14 protein-coding genes, 1 other RNA gene and 1 CRISPR repeat array (1 of these 16 running past the window's edge) are annotated in these 20531 nt (G+C 42.2%); of the genes, 9 read left to right on the top strand and 6 right to left on the bottom strand.

From position 1 onward, the window contains the following. Positions 1-13: 13 nt before the first annotated feature. Complete coding sequence (locus F936_RS14935) at positions 14-1051, bottom strand: type IV pilus twitching motility protein PilT (RefSeq protein ID WP_003653239.1); 1038 nt, start codon at positions 1049-1051, stop codon at positions 14-16. 126 nt (positions 1052-1177) lie between these two features. Between F936_RS14935 and F936_RS14930 the strand changes: the two genes are divergently transcribed. Continuing rightward, positions 1178-1870: a YggS family pyridoxal phosphate-dependent enzyme gene (locus F936_RS14930; RefSeq protein WP_005048579.1), complete on the top strand. Its 693-nt coding sequence runs from the start codon at positions 1178-1180 to the stop codon at positions 1868-1870. 200 nt (positions 1871-2070) lie between these two features. Here the strand turns inward: F936_RS14930 and F936_RS14925 are convergent, their stop codons facing one another. Both F936_RS14925 and F936_RS14920 read right to left on the bottom strand, forming a co-directional pair. Then, on the bottom strand, positions 2071-5667 hold the full coding sequence (locus tag F936_RS14925; protein WP_005048578.1) for an AAA family ATPase: 3597 nt from the start codon (positions 5665-5667) through the stop codon (positions 2071-2073). 9 nt (positions 5668-5676) lie between these two features. Next, positions 5677-6945, bottom strand: a complete 1269-nt coding sequence (locus tag F936_RS14920; protein ID WP_005048577.1) for an exonuclease SbcCD subunit D — start codon at positions 6943-6945, stop codon at positions 5677-5679. A gap of 164 nt (positions 6946-7109) precedes the next feature. Here F936_RS14920 and F936_RS14915 point away from each other — a divergent pair, with 164 nt between their 5' ends. After that, positions 7110-7586 (top strand): OsmC family protein, encoded by a 477-nt coding sequence (locus tag F936_RS14915; RefSeq protein ID WP_005048576.1) that lies wholly within the window; start codon positions 7110-7112, stop codon positions 7584-7586. Positions 7587-7657: 71 nt separating this feature from the next. Here the strand turns inward: F936_RS14915 and F936_RS14910 are convergent, their stop codons facing one another. Further along, on the bottom strand, positions 7658-8035 hold the full coding sequence (locus F936_RS14910; protein ID WP_005048575.1) for a VOC family protein: 378 nt from the start codon (positions 8033-8035) through the stop codon (positions 7658-7660). Between the two features lie 380 nt (positions 8036-8415). On the opposite strand from F936_RS14910, the gene F936_RS14905 reads away from it, so the two are divergent. Together F936_RS14905 and F936_RS14900 are read left to right on the top strand one after the other, a co-directional pair. Continuing rightward, positions 8416-8865 carry an ABZJ_00895 family protein gene (locus F936_RS14905; protein ID WP_005048574.1) on the top strand — a complete coding sequence of 150 codons (450 nt, stop codon included), beginning with the start codon at positions 8416-8418 and terminating at the stop codon, positions 8863-8865. Between the two features lie 86 nt (positions 8866-8951). Continuing rightward, the gene (locus F936_RS14900) at positions 8952-9857 is read left to right on the top strand and encodes a TIGR01777 family oxidoreductase (protein ID WP_005048573.1); all 906 of its coding nucleotides are present in this window, start codon (positions 8952-8954) and stop codon (positions 9855-9857) included. Here the strand turns inward: F936_RS14900 and F936_RS14895 are convergent. Then, positions 9849-10964, bottom strand: coding sequence for an NAD(P)/FAD-dependent oxidoreductase (locus F936_RS14895; protein WP_005048572.1), 1116 nt, complete (start codon positions 10962-10964; stop codon positions 9849-9851). The genes F936_RS14900 and F936_RS14895 overlap by 9 nt on opposite strands. A 25-nt stretch (positions 10965-10989) precedes the next feature. After that, positions 10990-12003 carry a porphobilinogen synthase gene (gene hemB / locus F936_RS14890; RefSeq protein ID WP_005048571.1) on the bottom strand — a complete coding sequence of 338 codons (1014 nt, stop codon included), beginning with the start codon at positions 12001-12003 and terminating at the stop codon, positions 10990-10992. Between the two features lie 142 nt (positions 12004-12145). On the opposite strand from hemB, the gene F936_RS14885 reads away from it, so the two are divergent. From F936_RS14885 to ssrA, 5 genes are all read left to right on the top strand, one after another. Further along, positions 12146-12643, top strand: coding sequence for a thioesterase family protein (locus F936_RS14885; RefSeq protein WP_004641674.1), 498 nt, complete (start codon positions 12146-12148; stop codon positions 12641-12643). Between the two features lie 268 nt (positions 12644-12911). After that, complete coding sequence (locus F936_RS14880) at positions 12912-14063, top strand: EmrA/EmrK family multidrug efflux transporter periplasmic adaptor subunit (protein WP_005048570.1); 1152 nt, start codon at positions 12912-12914, stop codon at positions 14061-14063. A gap of 6 nt (positions 14064-14069) precedes the next feature. Next, positions 14070-15596, top strand: a complete 1527-nt coding sequence (locus F936_RS14875; protein ID WP_005048568.1) for a DHA2 family efflux MFS transporter permease subunit — start codon at positions 14070-14072, stop codon at positions 15594-15596. Positions 15597-15901: 305 nt separating this feature from the next. Then, entirely contained in the window at positions 15902-17887 is a 1986-nt protein-coding gene (ggt, locus tag F936_RS14870) for a gamma-glutamyltransferase (protein WP_005048567.1), read from the top strand. A 160-nt stretch (positions 17888-18047) separates the two neighbouring features. Next, positions 18048-18406, top strand: a transfer-messenger RNA (tmRNA) gene (ssrA, locus tag F936_RS19030). A 1815-nt stretch (positions 18407-20221) separates the two neighbouring features. Further along, a CRISPR array of direct repeats spans positions 20222-20531; the repeat unit is 23 nt; unit sequence TTTCTAAATCATCTGGGCGATGA (it continues 3194 nt past the right edge of the window).

Raw genomic sequence — 20531 nt, 5'->3', positions numbered from 1 at the left:
TCTCTAATTATTTTTATAGGAATGATTCAGGCTGTTTTGCAGCAGTACGTGCAGTTTGTGGGCTAATCACACCACGAGATACCAAACCTTTTAAGCTTTGGTCGAGTGTCGTCATGCCATGATTTGCACCAGTCTGAATTGATGAATACATTTGTGCGACTTTATTTTCACGAATTAAGTTACGAATGGCAGGAATACCAATCATGATTTCATGTGCTGCGACACGTCCGCCACCATTCTTTTTAAGAAGGGTTTGCGAAATAACAGCCTGTAAAGATTCTGACAACATGGCACGAACCATGTCTTTTTCTTCGGCAGGAAATACGTCAATCACACGGTCAATGGTTTTTGCAGCAGAAGTCGTATGGAGCGTACCAAAAACCAAGTGACCAGTTTCAGCAGCAGTAAGTGCTAAACGAATGGTTTCAAGGTCACGCATCTCACCGACCAAAATAATATCGGGGTCTTCACGCAGTGCCGAACGTAGTGCTTCATTAAAGCCATGCGTATCACGATGCACTTCACGTTGGTTAATCAAACATTTCTTCGACTGGTGTACAAATTCGATTGGGTCTTCAACCGTTAAAATATGGTCATAACGATTTTCGTTGATATAGTCCATCATCGCTGCAAGGGTGGTTGATTTACCAGAACCTGTTGGTCCTGTAACTAACACAATGCCACGTGGGTAATCACAAATATCTTTAAAGATTTGCCCTAAGCCTAAATCTTCCATCGTGAGTACTTTTGATGGAATGGTACGAAACACTGCACCGGCACCGCGGTTCTGGTTAAATGCATTGACACGAAAACGTGCAACATTTGGAACTTCAAAAGAAAAGTCTGTTTCGAGCTTTTCTTCATAGTCACGGCGTTGTTTATCATTCATGATGTCATAGACCAGACGGTGAACATCTTTGTGGTCTAGAGCTGGTAAGTTAATGCGACGGACTTCACCATCCACGCGAATCATTGGTGGCATGCCAGCAGATAAGTGTAAATCGGACGCGCCATTTTTCACAGAGAAAGCGAGTAGCTCTGTAATATCCATAATTTCCCCAAGTAAATCAAAATATGTCATTATTTTGTAGAATAATATACGGCTTTCACTGAGGCTTACCAACACCTCGCTTTAGGTGAAAAGCAAAAAAGTTTTTTGAAAATGAGAACCTTGTCAATGAATTACCTGCAAGATGCGCGACAGCACGTATTACAGCAAATCCGACGTGCTTGTGAACATGCTCAGCGTGCGCCTGAAACTGTGCAACTTTTAGCCGTATCAAAAACACATCCAAGTGAAAGTTTGCGTGAAATGTATGCAGCAGGGCAAAGAGCATTTGGCGAAAACTATTTACAGGAAGCTTTGGAAAAAATTGAAGCTTTACAAGATTTAGAAATTGAATGGCACTTTATTGGTCATGTTCAGCGAAACAAGACTAAAAATTTGGCTGAAAAGTTTGATTGGGTACACGGTGTAGATCGTTTAATTATTGCTGAACGATTATCTAATCAAAGGCTTCAAGATCAATCTGACTTAAATATTTGTTTGCAAGTGAATATTGACGGGCAAGATAGTAAAGATGGTTGTGCACCAGATGAGGTTGCCGAGTTAGTTGCTCAAATTAGCCAATTACCCAAAATCAGACTACGCGGTTTGATGGTGATTCCAGCACCAGACAATACTGCCGCTTTTGCAGATGCTAAGGCTTTGTTTGATGCGGTGAAAGAAAAACATGCTCACCCTGAAGACTGGGATACTTTAAGCATGGGAATGTCGAGTGATTTAGAGGCCGCAATAGACGCAGGTTCAACTATGGTCCGTGTGGGAACTGCTTTATTTGGTGCTAGAGACTATTCGCAAAAGGGTTGATGTACGCTATTTCGTACGTTCATTGCGTCCTTTTGCGGCTATGGCGGGAAGTGGTTTTCACTTATTATGAATTCATCAGGAGACAGGATGTTTCTAAGAATAACAATAAACAGTGATGAATGGATGCATACAGGTACGACAGGAGTTATACCAACGCAGATTCTAAAAAAGCCCCGACAGGATGTCGGGGCTTTTTAGTTTTAACCAATGACCTCGATGGTACTTGCGCCAGCACCAAGTGGTTTCACTTGAATTTGTACAGGAATACGTTCATGCATTTCTTGAATGTGTGAGATGAGAACAACCTGACGACCCTGATTTTGTAATTGATCTAAAGCATTCATCACCATGTGCAAGGAAGATGCATCTAAGGTTCCAAAACCTTCATCAATAAACAGAGATTCAATTTTCATTGAGCCTGAAGCCATATTGGCAATGGCTAAAGATAAGGCGAGGGCTGTTAAGAAGGATTCACCGCCAGATAAAGACGAAACCGAACGCATTTCTCCGTCCATATCGTGGTCGATAATGGCCAGACTTAAAGATTGGTCAAGTCGTTTTAATGTATAGCGTTGAGAAAGCATCGCCAGTTGCTGATTCGCATGTTCCACTAAAATATCCAGATGATATTGCTGGGCATAGTCACGGAACTCTTTGCCTTTGGCATCACCAATCAGACCTGAAATTTTGCTCCAGCGATGTTCTTCTTGCTGAATGTTTTGAATTTGCTGGGCGTATTGTTGCTGTTTCGCAAGGTTTTGCTGGTGCAGCTCTAACTTCAGTTTCAGCTGATCACGAACTTCCAGTTGGGCTTTAAGCTCTGCAATATTGTCTTGAATTAAGTTCAGAAGCTTTTCAAATTCAATATCTGGTTGAGTTTGTAAGTGATCGGTTAATTGCTCTTGCATAGTTTTAAGCGCAGAAGAGCTCTCACTGAGTAGACGTTCTGCCTGATTAAGGCGGTTACGGATCTCTTGCTCTTGTGCTGAATTAATCTGTATGAGCGCCGTAAAGTCCTGCGCCTGAAAATCAGAACGCTCATTTAACCAGTTTTGAATTTGCGCATTAATCTGTTGTTGATGTTGCTCGGTGTGTTGGTGTTGATGCTTGAGCTGATCTAGCGCCTGCTTTTGTTGCTCGAAGTGCTGTCTGGTCTGTTCAAAGCGTTGTTTAGACGCATGATAAGCCGTTTGTTGATGCTGACGTTTGGCATCATGCTCAATTAACCAATCATGAGGCTTAAGGTCAGAAAGGCCTATCATTTGCTGAATGAGCGATACCGCTTTTTCATTATTTTGTTGACCTTTGAGCGTAATCTCTTTGAGATTTTGGTCGATCTCATTAATTTGTTTGGTCATTTGCTCAAGGTTGGCAGCCATCATTTTAAGTTCTTGTTGTTGCTGTTCGAAACGCTGAGAAAGCTGTTCTTGTTGTTCAAGTTGCTTAGCACGTGCGTCGAGAATTGACCAAGTCTGCTTAGCTGTTTGGCTACTCGACTGCTGCCATGCGTGCTGCTCGGATTCAGATAAGCACTGAACAATATGCTGAACTTGCTGTTGCCATTGCTGTGCCGTATTGAGCAAGCTTTCACTACGCTGAACATGTTGAAGCAACTGGTTCTGCTGCTTAATCGCTTGGGTTAAACGCAAGTTTTCTGAGTCAAATGAACTTATTGAAGTTTGTGCGGCTTGTCTAAGCTCGTTAAGTGTTTGTAAGATTTGTTCTGGAGGTTGAGCAAGATCAATTTGCAATTGGTTGAGACTTAATTGCTGAACAAGATCTTGCTGCAAGTTTGCTTGTTTTGCATTAAGTTGAGATAAATATTTTTGAACTTGTTCGAGCTCGGCACGACACTGGGTAAGTGTCTGCTGTTTGCTTTGCCACGCGTTAAATTTAGTTTGCTCTAGGGTTAATGCTTGCTGTTCTTGTTGTTGCTGCAAGTCGAATAAGGCCTTGGAAACTGTGCTGTCATCAATACGGTAGGGGTGATGCGTGCTGCCACAGACTAAACAAGCTTCGCCTTCTTTAAGATCGGCTCTTAACTGTTCAATATTTTCAGTATGTAATAAACGTTGCTGTTGCAAGATGTGCTGTAATTTTTCACGCTCTATTTTTGCTGTTTGGTAGTCTTGCTCAGCTAACTGGCAAACGGTTTTAAGCTGCTGTTCTTGAGCGGAGGTTTGAGTATGTTTTTCGGTGAATTGCTGAAGCTCAGCATATAGCTCATGATAAATTTTAATTTTTTGTTGAATGAGGTCTAGCTGAGTAATTTGAGCAAGCTTTTGTTCTTTATCTTTACGCTGTTGCTCAAGTTTTACCTCAATCTGTTCAACTGTCCCCACCGAAGTCGTCAGTTGTTCAAGTTCACTTTTAGCTTCCGATAGCTTTTGACGAGCTAGAGTAGGGTTTCCAAGCTGTTGTTCAATCGCTTCGTAGTTTTGAATAAATTGCCCGAGTTGATGCAAATGCGCTGAAAGGCCTTTATCTAATACAGCATATTGCCCAGTCTGAGTAAGCTGTTGTTGTAGATGTGCCTGATTTTGTTGAAGCTGCTCAATCTGTTGTTGAACCGTGTTTTGCTGTTGTTGCAACGGGCTGCGTTTCTGCTCTAGAACATTTCTTTTTTCTTTGCACTTTTTATATTCATCGGCAATAAATGTTCGCTCTTGAATGGACTGTCGAACCTGATTTAAAGCAGATTGATGCTGTTGCTCAAAATCGAGCATTTTTTTGAGCTCTTGCTCTGCTGATTGATATTGTTTTTGTCCAGTTTCAAAAATTTGTACCAAATCATTAAACTTAATTTGAGCTTGCTGAATTTGCGGCTCAAGTTGTTGCAAGGTTTGTAAATTTTGCGTCTGCTGAAAGACCTGTGGGCGTATTTCAGAGAAAACTTCTAGTCGTTTTAATTGCTCACGTTCACCCGCAAGTTGCTGATGATGGTTTTGCTGGGTTTGAAACTGTTGCTGTTTAGCTTGAACCTCAAGTTCAAGTTTGGCTTTGCGTTCAAACCATTGTTGTTGTTTATCCAACACATTTTTTTGTTGTTCTAATTTTTGATAGTTCTCTTGAGCTTGCTGATATTGTTCGGTAAATGCTGCGATTTCTTCATCAGATAAAATCTCAATATGACCTAAAAACTCTTCAAGCTGTTTACGCTGTTTGGCAATATCTGCTGTTTTACGAAAAGCCAACTCACCAATTTTGGCGAAAATGCTGGAGTTTGTCAGGTACTCAAGTAGTTCACCTCGTTCGCTGTCTCGTGCTTTTAAAAATGCGGTCACTTCTGACTGGGCAAGTAAAACAGCACGGGTAAATTGTTCAAATGAAAGCTGGGTAATTTGTTTAACTTTTTCATCCACTGCTTTGGCTTTGTCGGCAAGCACCACACCATCGGTCAGGCATTTTAAGTGGCGTTGCACGCTTTGTAATTTACCATTCGGATTTTCACGTGCCCGCTTAATTTCCCAGCGTGCTAAATAGCGTTTTTGATCTTGAGCAATAAAGCAAAGCTCAGCAAAACCATGTCCCGTACCACGGCGTAATACAGTTAAAGGTGAATTGGTGAGTAACTCGGAACCATCAACATCTTTTAATTTGCCATCGCTGTCTTTAAGGCGAGGGACGCGATTAAACAGGGCCAGACACATCGCATCTAAAATGGTCGATTTACCAGCACCAGTTTTTCCCACAATAGCAATTAAGCCTGCGTGAGCTAGAGGTGCGCTTTCAAAATCAATAAAGTGCTCGTCAGAAAGAGATGCCAGATTTTTTATACGAATAGATAAAATTTTCATGACATGTCCTTAAGGGGTTGCATCATTTTCAAGATTTTTTTGTGCTTCTTGTACCAGACTCAGAAAATCTTTTAAGACCGCATCATCGGCACTGTAACCTTGTTTTTCCCAGATATTTTGAAAGAGTTTTTCTGGTGTGGGTGGTTCAAGTGCAATTTGCTGAGAGGTATCTGTGTCCGAAGCATCTTGGCTCACATATTGACGTGAAATACGCACTAAACGATAGCGGTCAGGTGGCAATGCAGCTTCAAACTTTTGGCGTAAATTAGGCTGTGGGGGCGTTAAACTATAATATTCAATATCGACATATTCACGATGGTCAATATTTTCAATCACGCCGTGTGGTAAAGCTTTGAGTTGTTGCAGCACTTCGTTTAACTCACCACGAATGCGATGTAATTGGATACAACGCGGAATTTCAACAGCTTCAAACTGCAAACGGTTGTCTGTCTCTTGAGCTGGGTCAATTTTGACCTCAACCACTTGGTGCTTATAGTTAATTTCACTAAAAGAAAGTGGAATAGGTGAGCCGCTATAACGAATGTGTGGCTGACCCACTTTTTGTGGTTTATGCAAATGCCCTAAAGCCACGTAATCAATTGCATCTTCAAATAAAGTCGTTGAAAGCGCCTCTTCATTACCAATAATAATTGGGCGTTCAGAGTCGGATGTTTCTCCACCTTGCATGTGAGCATGCGACATCAAAATAAGCGCTTGGTCTGGTGTTTTACGACGTTTAGCTTCAGAAATCAGTTGTTCATGCAAATAGGCAATCGCATTTTTGCTATTGGTGGTATGTTCATTAAAGCCCGTAATTTCTGCCGAACGTAAAAAAGGTAGGGCAAGGCACCACGCCACAATTTCTTGATTTTGATTATAAATAGGTAAAAGCAGACGATCGAGATCTAGAGTTTTATCTTCGTTCCATCGAACCACGCCCACGGTTTTTGCATTGTATTTTTCTAAAAGTGGTTCGACCTGTTCAATACGGTAGCCTGAGTCATGATTACCTGCAATCATAAGCGTTTGCATGTGCGGTGCAAGGCGATGTGCATCTGCTAAAAATTGGTAGAGTTGTTTTTGTGCTTGTGAACCCGGATTAATCACATCAAAAATATCGCCGGCAATGAGCAGGGCATGCGGTTGTTTTTCTTTAATTTGAGTGAGTAACCAACTTAAAAATTGTTGGTGTTCGTAGTGCCGTGAATGATTATAAAAAAACTGCCCCAAATGCCAGTCAGAAGTATGTAGAAAATGTACGGACATAGAAACAGACATCAAGCCAAGATAAACACAGATACGTTAGCATAAATTGGCAGGAGATTTTATCAAGACATTTTAAAGTGCTCGATATTTAAGCCTAAGCTGAAATCTGAATTAGTTTTGTCACTTTAAACTTTGCTTTGTTACTATCAATTCAAACAATGAACTTTGAGAACAAAATGACCATTCATAAATACGAAGTGAAAATACAGTGGGAAGGCAATACAGGTACAGGCACCTCATCTTATCGTTCATATAAGCGCGATTTCAGTATTCAACATCCACAAAAAGCCACTATTCAAGGTTCATCAGACCCAGCTTATTTAGGTGATGTCACCAGATGGAACCCAGAAGATTTATTAGTTGCATCAGCTTCAGCTTGTCATAAGCTTTGGTACTTGCACCTATGTGCAGTCAATCATATTCACGTTGTGAGTTACATCGACAAAGCACTTGGCTTTATGGAGGATGCAGATCCAGTTAAACGCGGTCACTTTACTCAAATTACTTTAAGACCAGAAGTTGTTTTAGAAAAAGGTGCCGATCAAGAGCTTGCTGCAAAATTGCATGAAGAAGCGCATCACGAATGTATGATTGCCAGTTCGGTGAATTTCCCAATTACATGTGAAGCCAGTTTTAGCTTTGCCGAAGAATAAATAGTAAATAGCCACCGATAAAAAGGCGGTGGCTATCAATTAAAAACGAATAAATTTGTTAAATAAGATCTTTAAGCAGCATTTTCATCAACTTGAAAAATACCAAAAACGTTATGGTCTAAATCGACAAAGTAACCATGCCAAGCACGACCGGGAATGGCGAATTTATCCATTGCCACAATGCCACCTTGCGCTAAAATTTTTGCGGCAATTTCATCAAAGTTTTCGACTTGAATGGAGCAGGTAAATGCATTGGTGCCATATTCCATCGGAGGCGTTTGAGCTGGGCGTTTTAATAGCCCACCCATAATTGAGGGTGTTTCTATACGGTAATATTCAATTGGTAAACTTTCATCTAATTTAAATTGCCAGCCGAACACAGCTTGATAAAACTGCGCATCGCGGGCAGGGTTTGAAGACTGGATTTCAAAATAGGCAATGTTGTTCATATTATGTAAAACATATTTTTATGGTGTAAAAAGTATACGCATAGCCTTTATGACCATGAAACAACTATTGTGTATGCTGAGCGTAAAATAAATGAAAGTGCCAGAAAATAAAAACCGACGATTCGAGTGATGAGAGAATCGTCGGTCAAAAACTTCATCAAGGGTTTCGGCTGCTAACAAAACCTAATCTGAAGGAAGAAAAGAGTCGTAATGAAAGGTCACCGATACAATTTTGCGGATGCCGTGCAAAGGAAGTATTCGGTTGCTGCGACCTTATTACCCTATATAACGTCAAGAGATTCGGATTGGTTGACAGAAAAATGAAAAAAAATCGAAAAAAATTTATAATTATTTTTTGAACCCATAAATTAGGCAAAATGATGACCAAATTACGCTCTTACTTTCTCTGGTTTTTTGCTTTATGCATAGGACTCACCTTAATTGTAGGTGTGGTTGCAGCACTATTACCAGCGAGTGTAGGTGGTATTTTAACAGCCGTTCCATATTTAGGCGCAATGATTTTTGTCCTGTTTAAATTTTTAAAGAAAGAACGCCGTGCACCGACTGTACAAGAAAAAAAGAAATTTACTTTAGGTTTTACCCTGATTTTTTGGGGCTATAACTTGTGTGGTGTTTTATTCGGCCTATTTTTATTTGCCAGAAAAGATCCTGATATTTTGCAGAACTTTATGCTTTACCTGAAACAGGCTCAGTTTTTAAGCATTATGCTCATTATGCTTTTAATGTTAGCGATCCCGCTTTATTTGATTACCTATTGGTTTTATGGGAAACAAGCACAGCGAATGGCAAGCAAAATGTTTAATGTGTAATAGATCACTACAGAAACCGCTACGATTAAATATAAATGATTCTTATATAATTAACTAAAACTTGTGTCCTCGGTTTTGGAGGAAATATGAATAAGAATGTATTAATTACGGGTGCTAGTGGCTTTATAGGAACTCATTTAATTAAGTTCCTGCTGCAAAGAAATTATAACGTGATTGCTGTTACGCGGCAGGCTGGGAAGAAATCTGACCAGCCTACTTTACAGTGGGTACAAAAAATTGAAGATATTTCGACCCGCCAAATTGATTATGTCGTGAATTTGGCAGGTGCAAATATTGGCGAGAAACGCTGGACCGAGTCACGTAAAAAACAACTCATTGAAAGCCGAGTAAACACGACACGAAAGTTATATGCGTGGCTCAAGCAATCTGAAATTTTTCCCGAAGTGATTGTGTCTGGCTCGGCCATTGGCTATTACGGTATAGATGTTGAAGAAAAGTGGGCAGAGGTGTGCACCGAACAAAGTTCACCACAGCCTATTTTTATGTCTCAGCTTTGCCAAGAGTGGGAACATGCAGCTTTAGTAGATACTCAGCAAAATACTAAAATTATTCGTTTAGGCGTAGTGTTTGGGCAGGGCGGTGGAATCTTGCCTAAAATGTTGCTTCCTATTCGACTCAATTTAGTCGGTCAAATTGGCCACGGTCTTCAGCCTGTGGTTTGGGTACACATTGAAGATGTGTTAAACGCAATCGAGTTTATATTTAACCACCCTCAGTCAGCTCAAATTCATAATGTAGTGGCACCAGAAAATGTGACTCAAAAGGTATTTGTTGAACAAGCTGCCAAGGTTTTGAATAAGAAACCGCTGTTGTCGGCACCAAGCACGGTTTTTCGCTGTTTGTTGGGGGAACAATCGCAATTGATCTTAAATGGGCAATACGTTAAACCTGCTGCCTTACAAGCTGAAGGATTTGAGTTTGCTTATCCTCAATTAAAAATGGCTTTAGAGAATGTACTCGCGTCAGGCTAAGATTTTATTTTGTAGGCGCTCTGGTGAATATGCTTTTGCATCAACTAAGGTCGGTTGACCCAACATAAGCTGACGGAGCAATTGTGCTGAGCCTGCACCCATACATAAACCATTTCTAAAATGACCAAAGTTTGCCCAGAGGTTGTCCATTTCAGGCATTTTGCCAATATAGGGAACGCCATTTGGTGAACTTGGTCTGAGTCCTGCCCAGCGCTGTACGATCGGGAAATCGGCCAGTTCAGGCACCATTTCTAAGCAAGCTTCTAAAATATTGTGTTGGGTTGTTTCGTCAGTGGAAGTGTCGAAACCGCGATGTGCCATGCTTGACCCACACACGATATGACCATCCATACGTGGAATCAGATACATCACTCGATTCATACACATGGTCGGTAGCCAGTGAGCAGGGGTTTTAAATAACAACATTTGACCTTGAACAGGTTGGACTGGAATTTCGAGTTGTAATTGTGAGTTCCAGTAATGGCTCCATGCGCCCGAAGTTATTACAAAATGATCTGCTGTATATTTGCGACCATCTTCGGTTTGTAGTACCTGTATAACATCATCCTGTTGAATCAGTTTTTTAACAGCAGAGTGCTCAAAAAACTCAACATTTGGATGCTGTTTTAAATAACTAATCAGAGACTGTAATACGCGTGGGTTACGAATATTAGACAGTTCAGGGAAATAAATGGCTTGTTGAAACTGAGCGGAAATATGCGGATTTACTTGCTCTAGGGCATCTCGCTGTAAATATTCGCAGCGTTGCATGGGTTCTTGATGCTGCTCGGCGTAGGAAAGTCCGACGTCAAAATCTTCTTCATCAAAAATCAACATGCCTGTGTCATGAATTTCAAAATCAATCCCTGTAACAGGGGAGAGTTTTTGGTTCCATGCTTGATAAGACGCTTTGCCAAATTGAGCGAGTTGGTTCACTGCATGCACATAGCGCCACGGGTACATCGGAGAGAGAATACCTCCGCCAGCCCATGAGGCTGCTTGTCCCGCTTGTTGTTGGTCAAAAATGCTGACGGTACAGCCTTGTTCAACCAACTCCAGCGCAGACATTAATCCACTTATGCCCGCGCCAATAATTGCAATATGCATGCAGTGTTATCCTTTCTCTGCGAACTTAGTTCATTTCCTTGAGTTTTTCGGCAGCAGTTTCTGCAAAGTAAGTCCAGATTCCATCTGCACCCGCACGGCGGCAGCACATGAGTGATTCTAAAATCACTGATTCTGATAACCAGCCATTTTGAATTGCACCAGCTAACATTGCGTATTCGCCACTTACTTGATAAATGAAGGTTGGAACACCAAAGGTATCTTTCACTTCACGTACCACATCCAGATATGGCATGCCCGGTTTTACAATGACCATGTCGGCGCCTTCTTGAATATCAAGCGCGATTTCATGTAAAGCTTCGGCACGGTTGGCAAAGTCCATCTGGTAGTTATATTTATTACCACCTTTGAGGTTGGATGCAGAGCCAACAGCATCACGGAACGGGCCATAGAAGCTCGACGCATATTTCGCAGAGTAGGCCATGATGTTGGTATAGATGTGACCGTTGGCTTCTAAAGCTTGACGAATTGCGCCAATACGACCATCCATCATGTCACTTGGTGCAACTACATCAGCACCTGCTTCGGCATGACTTAAAGCTTGTTTAATCAAGCATTCTACAGTCTCGTCATTCAGCACATAGCCTGTCTCATCAATAATGCCGTCTTGACCATGAGTCGTGTATGGGTCGAGGGCACCATCGGTAATTAACACCATTTCTGGTAATTCTTTTTTAAGTAAACGGCACGTGGTTTGGACTAAACCATCTTCATGCCATGCAGCTTCTGCGGTCAGGCTTTTATCTTCTTGAGGCGTAACTGGAAACAGAGCCAGTTTTGATACGCCTAATTCCAGAAGTCTTTCAGCTTTTTTCAGTAATAAATCTGCCGACAAACGCTGAATGTTTGGCATACTTGGAATATCTTGGGTCTGATTTTGTCCCGGTAATACAAATACTGGATAAATCAAGTGATTGGTAGTGAGCTGTGTTTCGCTGACCATCGCACGCAACTGGTCATTTTTACGAATACGGCGCATGCGAGTGGCTGGAAATGCAGGACGATTGAACGTATAAGTCATAACAATCTCGATGTTCGGTATTACACTAGGATAGGTTGGCGGATATTCCATTACTGTCAACCGACTGCTGTATTGTAGCCCCATAATGCTGGATTTGTACAAAATTATGGGTGTTTATCATGCTTTTAAATTTAGGCAACGTATGAGTGATGAAAAGAAAAATTGGACTGGGAGCATTCATTTAGGTGCAAAAACTGACCTGAATGTAGTTCTTAAGCAATTATGTAAGGCGTTTAATAGCTCTCCTTTTTTTAAGCATAGTGGAATGATTATGCGTGTGGTGGACGGGCAGATTGAAGGCTATATCGAGATGCAACCCGACCTGATTGGTAATCTGGCATTTCAGATTTTGCATGGTGGCGTTGCTGCAACCTTGCTCGATAGCATTGGCGGTATTGTGGCAATGGAACACCTATATCGCCGTTCAACGCCGGAAACTTTAACCGAGACCATTAAGCAAGTGTCGCGTTTGGCAACTGTCGACATGCGTGTAGATTATTTGGCGCCGGGGCGTGGTAAATACTTTATTGCACGTGCCGAAGTTCTGCGTTTAGGTCGTAAGGGCTGTACCATGCGCATGACCATGGTCAATGATGAAGGCAAAGCAATTGCTGCGGGTATTGCTTCATACGCCTATTAAATTGCCTATTTAAGTAGTTAAAAAGCGCCAAGTGCGCTTTTTTTAGTGTTTGAAAAGCGGGAATTTTCACAAAAACTTTGAGATAAACATTAATTTAATTAGAACGAACGCATTAGTTATAATTTTTTATTCTCATATTATGAGGTTTTAGCGTTAAAATTAGCTCCTTTGACAATGCGGTATGTCTTGTTTATAGAAAAATAAAAACTCTATAACAAGGTGTAGTGCGAGATTGATGGCAAAGCCAACCCATCTTTAGGAACATACCATGACTGATGCACAAAGCAATGTACAAGAAACAGTGCCAACAACATCTGCCTCGGATGACAACAATCAAAACAAGCGCAAAAAATTTCTTGGTTTTTTTGCGCTGATTTTATTGATCGCCGCTATTTTATATGCAATCTGGGCATTATTTTTAAATCATTCCGTGAGTACGGATAATGCCTATGTCGGTGCAGAAACGGCTCAAATCACCTCAATGGTAAGCGGGCAGGTCGCTCAGGTTGTGGTAAAAGATACCCAAACAGTACATCGTGGTGACGTGCTGGTTCGTATTGATGATCGTGATGCCAAAATTGCATTGGCTCAAGCTGAGGCAGAACTCGCCAAAGCAAAACGCCAATACAAACAAACTGCGGCAAACAGTAGCTCTTTAAACTCTCAAGTTGTGGTACGTGCCGACGAAATTACTAGTGCCAAAGCACAAGTTGCTCAAGCACAGGCTGACTACGACAGAGCTACTTTAGAGCTGAATCGCCGTGCGCAACTTGCTGCGTCCGGTGCAGTGTCTAAAGAAGAACTCACTAAATCACAAAGTGCAGTTGAAACAGCCAAAGCAGGGCTAGAGCTTGCCAAAGCAGGTTTAGCGCAAGCATCTTCAAGCCGTAAAGCTGCCGAAAGCACTTTTGCAGCGAACGAAGCTTTAATTCAGGGTGTAAGCGAGACTTCAACACCCGATGTACAAGTTGCACAAGCACATGTTGAACAAGCTCAGCTTGATTTGGAACGTACTGTGATTCGTGCACCAGTCGATGGTGTAGTGGCTCGACGTAATATTCAAGTGGGCCAACGTGTTGCACCAGGCACTAGCATGATGATGATTGTGCCACTCAACGATTTATATGTAGATGCGAACTTTAAAGAAAGTCAGTTGAAAAAAGTCCGTCCGGGTCAAATCGTCACACTTACTTCAGATTTATATGGTGATGATGTTGAATATCACGGCAAAGTGATGAGCTTCTCTGGTGGTACAGGCTCTGCCTTTGCCTTAATTCCGGCTCAAAATGCAACAGGTAACTGGATTAAAGTGGTTCAACGCTTACCGGTTCGTATTGCACTTGATCCGAAAGAACTTGCTGAACACCCACTGCGTGTTGGCTTGTCGATGGAAGCAAAAGTCGACTTATCTGCGAAGTAAACGCTTATGAAAACGCAAACACCTTTTGCCGAACTAAGCGGTGGCCGTTTATTACTGGCAGCGTTTGTTATTGCCTTGTCGAACTTTATGGTCGTGCTCGATACGACCATTGCCAACGTATCTGTACCACACATTACCGGTAACCTTGCTGTTTCAAGTACACAAGGGACATGGGTCGTTACCTCGTATGCAGTTGCAGAAGCGATTTGTGTACCTTTAACGGGTTGGCTTGCGGGCCGCTTTGGAACCGTCCGAGTCTTTATTTTTGGCCTGATTGGTTTCACCATTTTTTCTTTCTTGTGCGGCCTAGCAAATTCCTTAGGAATGCTGGTGTTTTTCCGTATTGGACAAGGTCTATGCGGTGGCCCACTTATGCCACTCAGCCAAACTTTGCTGATGCGTATTTTTCCTAAAGAAAAGCATGCACAGGCCATGGGCCTCTGGGCAATGACCACAGTCGTTGGACCAATTTTAGGACCAATTTTAGGTGGTTTGATTAGTGACAACCTGTCTTGGCACTGGATTTTCTTTATTAACATTCCGGTCGGCATCATTTGTGTTTTAGCGGCAATCCGTTTGCTCAAACCAGCCGAAACAGAAACGATTTCTTTAAGAATCGATACGGTCGGTTTAGGTTTGTTAATACTGTGGATTGGTGCGCTACAGCTCATGCTGGATTTAGGGCACGAACGAGACTGGTTTAACAGCACCAGCATTGTGGTACTCGCTTTAACTGCCGCCATTGGCTTTGTGGTGTTCCTCATATGGGAGCTGACCGACAAGCACCCCGTCGTGGATGTGAAAGTCTTTAGGCATAGGGGCTTTGCAATTTCGGTATTGGCACTGTCGCTGGGCTTTGGAGCTTTCTTTGGCAGTATTGTACTGATTCCGCAGTGGCTGCAAATGAACCTTTCCTATACTGCCACATGGGCCGGATATTTAACCGCAACCATGGGCTTTGGTAGTTTGACCATGTCACCGATTGTGGCAAAGCTTTCGACCAAACATGACCCACGTGCACTAGCGAGTTTCGGTTTGATTTTGCTGGGTGCTGTGACCTTAATGCGGGCGTTCTGGACCACAGATGCCGACTTTATGGCACTGGCTTGGCCGCAAATCCTGCAAGGTTTTGCTGTGCCGTTCTTCTTTATTCCACTGTCGAACATTGCATTGGGTTCGGTGTTGCAGCAAGAAATTGCATCTGCTGCGGGCCTCATGAACTTCTTGAGAACGATGGCAGGGGCGATTGGTGCTTCAATTGCAGTGACCGTGTGGGATGACCATGCCAAAGTTGCACGTAGTGAAATGGTGTCAAACCTAAATACTGCCGAAGTACAAAATAACCTTTTGCAAAATGGTTTTACGACTGACTCGACTTTAGGAATCATTTCAAACCTTGTCGATAAAGAAGCAATTACCATGTCAGCAAACCATGTGTTTTTACTGTTTGCGATGGTGTTTGTCTTTGCGGGGCTAGTCATTTGGCTGTGTCCGAAACCCAAAGGGGATGTCAGCGGAATGCCATCTCACTAAACACAAAAAAGCATCTCTTCGGAGGTGCTTTTTTTAGATCTATTAAAAAATAGAGCGAGTCTATAAATGGCAGATTTTGCTTGTATTTAGCGAAATAAAGCATGCCAGAATCGGGCAAATCAGTTATAAAAGAGTGTGATATCAAGCAAGGAGGCACAAGACAGGGCACAGGATAAAATGCCCTTAAACATTCAATATTATAAAACCTTATTTTTATCAAAGATTAAAAAAACTTAATACCTGAAAACAAAGAAGCTTGCATGGCAATTGCATGGATAGGCAGGCGTATATATTGGAGTTATCACGTGAATAAAAGATATTCATTTTTGTTCAGTAGTTTATTAGCAGTCGGTTTATTACAAGGATGTGGAGATGACTCCTCGTCAGATCAGCCCAAGGATGATTCAAATACAGCCCCGCCCAATTTAATTGTTGATAATGACCCCACCAGTTGTAGCAAACTGGCACAAGACGGTTCAAGCGTGGTGGTCGGTTCAAATCAAAATGGTGACCCAGCAGCGCCTGAGGGTGCATCGGGTTATAGACTCGGTAACACGGTTAAATACGCAGATAAATATATGGTGGTGGCAAACACACCACTCGCGGTAAAAGCGGGCTGTGATGTTTTAAGAGCAGGCGGTAGCGCAGTCGATGCAGCCGTTGCGGTACAAGCGGTGTTGGGTCTGGTCGAGCCACAGTCGAGCACGATTGCGGGTAGTGGCTTTATGATGTATTACGACGCCAAAACCAAAAAAGTCACGGCGTATGATGGTCGTGAAACAGCACCAGCCGCAGCTAACGAATATTATTTAATTCGCCAAGATATATATGACCCAAATTCACCAGCGCCTGTACCAAGTGCCCGCCGTAGTGGTCGCTCGATTGGTGTGCCGGGTGTGATGCGTTTGCTTGAACAAGCGCAACAAGAACATGGCAAGCTTAAGTGGAACCAGCTTTTTGGTGAAGCGATTGGTTTGACTGACAACGGTTTCCGCATTCCGGGCCGTTTGGCAGATGCAATTGCAAGTAATGCAAACAATTTAGCGCTCGATGCAAATGCAATGGCAACCTATTTCTACACAGATGGTTCACCACGTAAAGTGGGTGAGACCATGACCAATAAAGCCTATGCAAAAACCCTAGAAGCACTTGCTTCACAAGGGGCAAATGCGCTGCACACTGGCCCGATCGCCCAAGCGATTGTGGCAAAAGCAGGCCAGACGTTAGGGGATGACCCAGCACGAACTCCAATTACCCCAAGTTTGATGACCTTGCAGGATTTATCGAGCTATCAGGTCAAAAAACGCGACCCGATTTGTACGACGTATCGTGACCGTTACTATGTGTGTACCATGCCGCCTCCATCTTCGGGAGGGATTGCGGTTGCGCAAACGCTGGGTATTTTAGAAAACTTTGATATGTCGCTTTATCCACCTAAAAAACCAGAAAATGAAGGTGGTGTGCCAGATGTGATGGGTGTGCATTTAGTGGCTGAGGCAGAGCGTTTGGCTTATGCCGACCGTGACAAATATGTGGCAGACACTGACTTTGTTGCTTTACCAGCACAGGGTATTCCAAGCTTTATTGATAAAAACTACTTAAAGCAACGTGCAGCACTGATTAACCCGAACCAGAGTATGGGCGTTGCGCCAGCGGGTAATTTCAACCCAGCTTCGGGTGTAGACACCACTGTTGAACACGGGACAACTCAGTTCACAATTGTAGATGCCTATGGCAATGTGGTTTCAATGACTTCGACTGTTGAATCGAGCATGGGTTCATTCCACATGGTCGATGGTTTCTTGCTGTCGAACCAGTTAACTGACTTTAGCGCCAACCCGCTTGATAGCACTGGGGGACTGGTTGCTAACCGTGTGGAAGGTGGCAAACGCCCACGGAGTACCATGGCGCCAACTTTAGTCTTTAAAGGCACCACGCCAGATGAGTTTTATATGGCAACAGGTTCACCAGGTGGCGGCACCATCATTCAATATGTGGTTAAAACTTTGGTGGGTGCGCTGGACTGGAACTTAAACGCACAGCAGGCCACATCGCTTGTAAACTTTGGTGCGACCAATAGCAAAAACACCAATGTAGATAGCTCGAATGTGCAGCTTTCTTTGCTTGATTTGATTGAAGGCTTAAAAGCAAAAGGGCATGGCGTTGCCAACACTGCGCAAACCAGCGGTATTTCAACGATTATGAAAGTAAATATTAATAATCAAAGCAAATATGCAGGTGGGGTAGACCCACGCCGTGAAGGTATCGTGTTAGGCAATGGTGCTTTATAGACCACACTTTAAAAAAAGCTGTCTTTTTTGGCAGCTTTTTTATGGGGCCCTTGAAAAAAACAAAAGGCTCTCCATTATGTAAATATGTTCATCAGTAGCGGACTGTTGATAAAATGCACAGTATTTTATTTTAGTTATGCTATGATGCTCATACATTCATGGGGATGTTATTGGCTTCGACGCTGGTGATGAAACTCATAGATGCATGCCGAGAGCGCATTTTCTCTCGTAAATCAAATTTGCATATTTTAGTCGCAAACGACGAAACTTACGCTCTAGCTGCCTAAGGGCAGTTTGTCCGCTTCCTAGAATACTTGTGGTTTAGGAACCCGACCGTAGCGCACGCACACAAGTCCGTATAGAGTCAAGCCTCGGGGCTTTATACCAAACTTAGAGGATCGCAACTTGTACCCTGTTCGTCGGGTCACAAGGTGTTAAAACAATAGACGATATCTAAGCATGTAGTATTCTCGAGCGTAATGCTGGCGGACGCGGGTTCAACTCCCGCCATCTCCACCAAAATTCGTGAAAAACCCTGAAACGTAAGTTTCGGGGTTTTTTCTTTTTAAGATTCAAATTATTAAATCTTTTGAGCGATGACGAACGAAGCGCGTATAAATGGAACTTTGCGCAATATTTTCTAAGTCATCTGTGCGATGAGCAACTACCACAAAGAGCTAAGCGCCCATGTCTTGTGTTTCTAAATCATCTGTGCGATGAATAATTTAAGCCACTCTCGAGTGGTTTTTTATTGCGATTTCTAAATCATCTATGCGATGAGAAACGAACAAGAAACAGAAGGGGGACCGCCACGGCATTTCTAAATCATCTGAGCGATGACCAATATATTGGACTAGAGTCCACCATTAGAAGACGTTTTCTAAATCATCTGGGCGATGAGCAACGCTGGCAGAAGAAGTACCTTCCATTGCAGATATTTCTAAATCATCTGGGCGATGACGAACCCTTCAGGTGTCAGTAGCAACACAACCTCATTTTTCTAAATCATCTGGGCGATGAGCAAAAGTATGGCCAGATTTTGGCTCTAACCCCGTTATTTCTAAATCATCTATGCGATGAGTAACTAAATCGCTCACATGGCTGCATTAAATTAGCTTTTCTAAATCATCTACACGATGAGCAACGATGTCACACCAAAAAAGACGTTACTGATTGATTTCTAAATCATCTGGGCAATGAGCAACTGAACAAAGGCTTATCAATTGTTAATGGAAGTCCTTGATAATGTTCATGCATTTCTAAATCATCTAGGCGATGAACAACATCCCACTAATTAATATTCTGAAAATATCAAATTTCTAAATCATCTACGCGATGAATAATCTTATGAGCGGAATAGGATTAGATCCGAGCATTTGCTAAATCATCTGGGCGATGACGAACTCAGACACATGTATTTGGTGATTCCGATGCATTTTCTAAATCATCTGAGCGATGAGCAACTTTGCTTAACGATTGTTGTCGTTGCATGTACTTTTCTAAATCATCTACGCGATGAGCAACGGGTTGGAAGCGGTGAAGGCTCAGATTGTCCATTTCTAAATCATCTGGGCGATGAGAAACGAAGATCTGTTAGATGTTCTAGATGTCATTTGTTTCTAAATCATCTACACGATGAGCAACTATATGCGTGTCATCGATCCGACCACTAAAGATTTCTAAATCATCTGGGCGATGAGCAACACAGATATTCTACTACCAGGAACAGCAATAGATTTCTAAATCATCTATGCGATGAGTAACAAATAACCATTGCGCAAATTTGCTGTGTTTTTCTTCTAAATCATCTGAACGATGACGAACTTACCTCATCAGAATATGGTTCAACCAACTTTTCTCTAAATCATCTATGCGATGAGCAACGTACCTCGTACATATCAGCAGTCAAAAGGATTTTTCTAAATCATCTGTGCGATGAGCAACGTGATGTTCCTGTAACTCAGGCATTTCATAACTTTCTAAATCATCTGGGCGATGAGCAACTGCATACCAATTGTTTGTGCAAAAAACTGAATTTTCTAAATCATCTGGGCGATGAGCAATGTTCACATTTAATTACTACATTTGATGACTTTTTTCTAAATCATCTACGCGATGAGCAACAACAGTATGAGCTGTGCAACCTGAGAAAAGGATTTCTAAATCATCTATGCGATGAGCAACCTGAAGTACTAAAAGGTGACAGCAAGTATGTATTTCTAAATCATCTATGCGATGACGAACAGCGCGGAAGCTAAAGCTATTGGCATTAAGATTTTATAAATCATCTAGCGATGACGAACAATTACATTAGGATGAAATTGCACTTGATCAGTTTCTAAATCATCTATGCGATGAGCAACTTTAAATGCTTATGCAAAGTTAATGAAAGATATTTCTAAATCATCTGAACGATGATGAACTTACCCCATCAGAATATGGTTCAACCAACTTTTCTCTAAATCATCTGTGCGATGACGTATGAGGTGGGTGTGTTAGGGATGTTGCCCGTAGGTTTCTAAATCATCTAGGCGATGAATAACTGTCCACCACGAAGTTTGATATTGCCCGTACTTTTCTAAATCATCTGGGCGATGAGCAACCATTTTCAGGAAAGAATGGCACTGCATAGACTTTTCTAAAT

This window comes from Acinetobacter calcoaceticus DSM 30006 = CIP 81.8 (assembly GCF_000368965.1).
GTDB lineage: Bacteria > Pseudomonadota > Gammaproteobacteria > Pseudomonadales > Moraxellaceae > Acinetobacter > Acinetobacter calcoaceticus.
The sequence above is the reverse complement of the archived record's forward strand: the minus strand, read 5'-3'. Positions and strand labels throughout refer to the sequence as shown.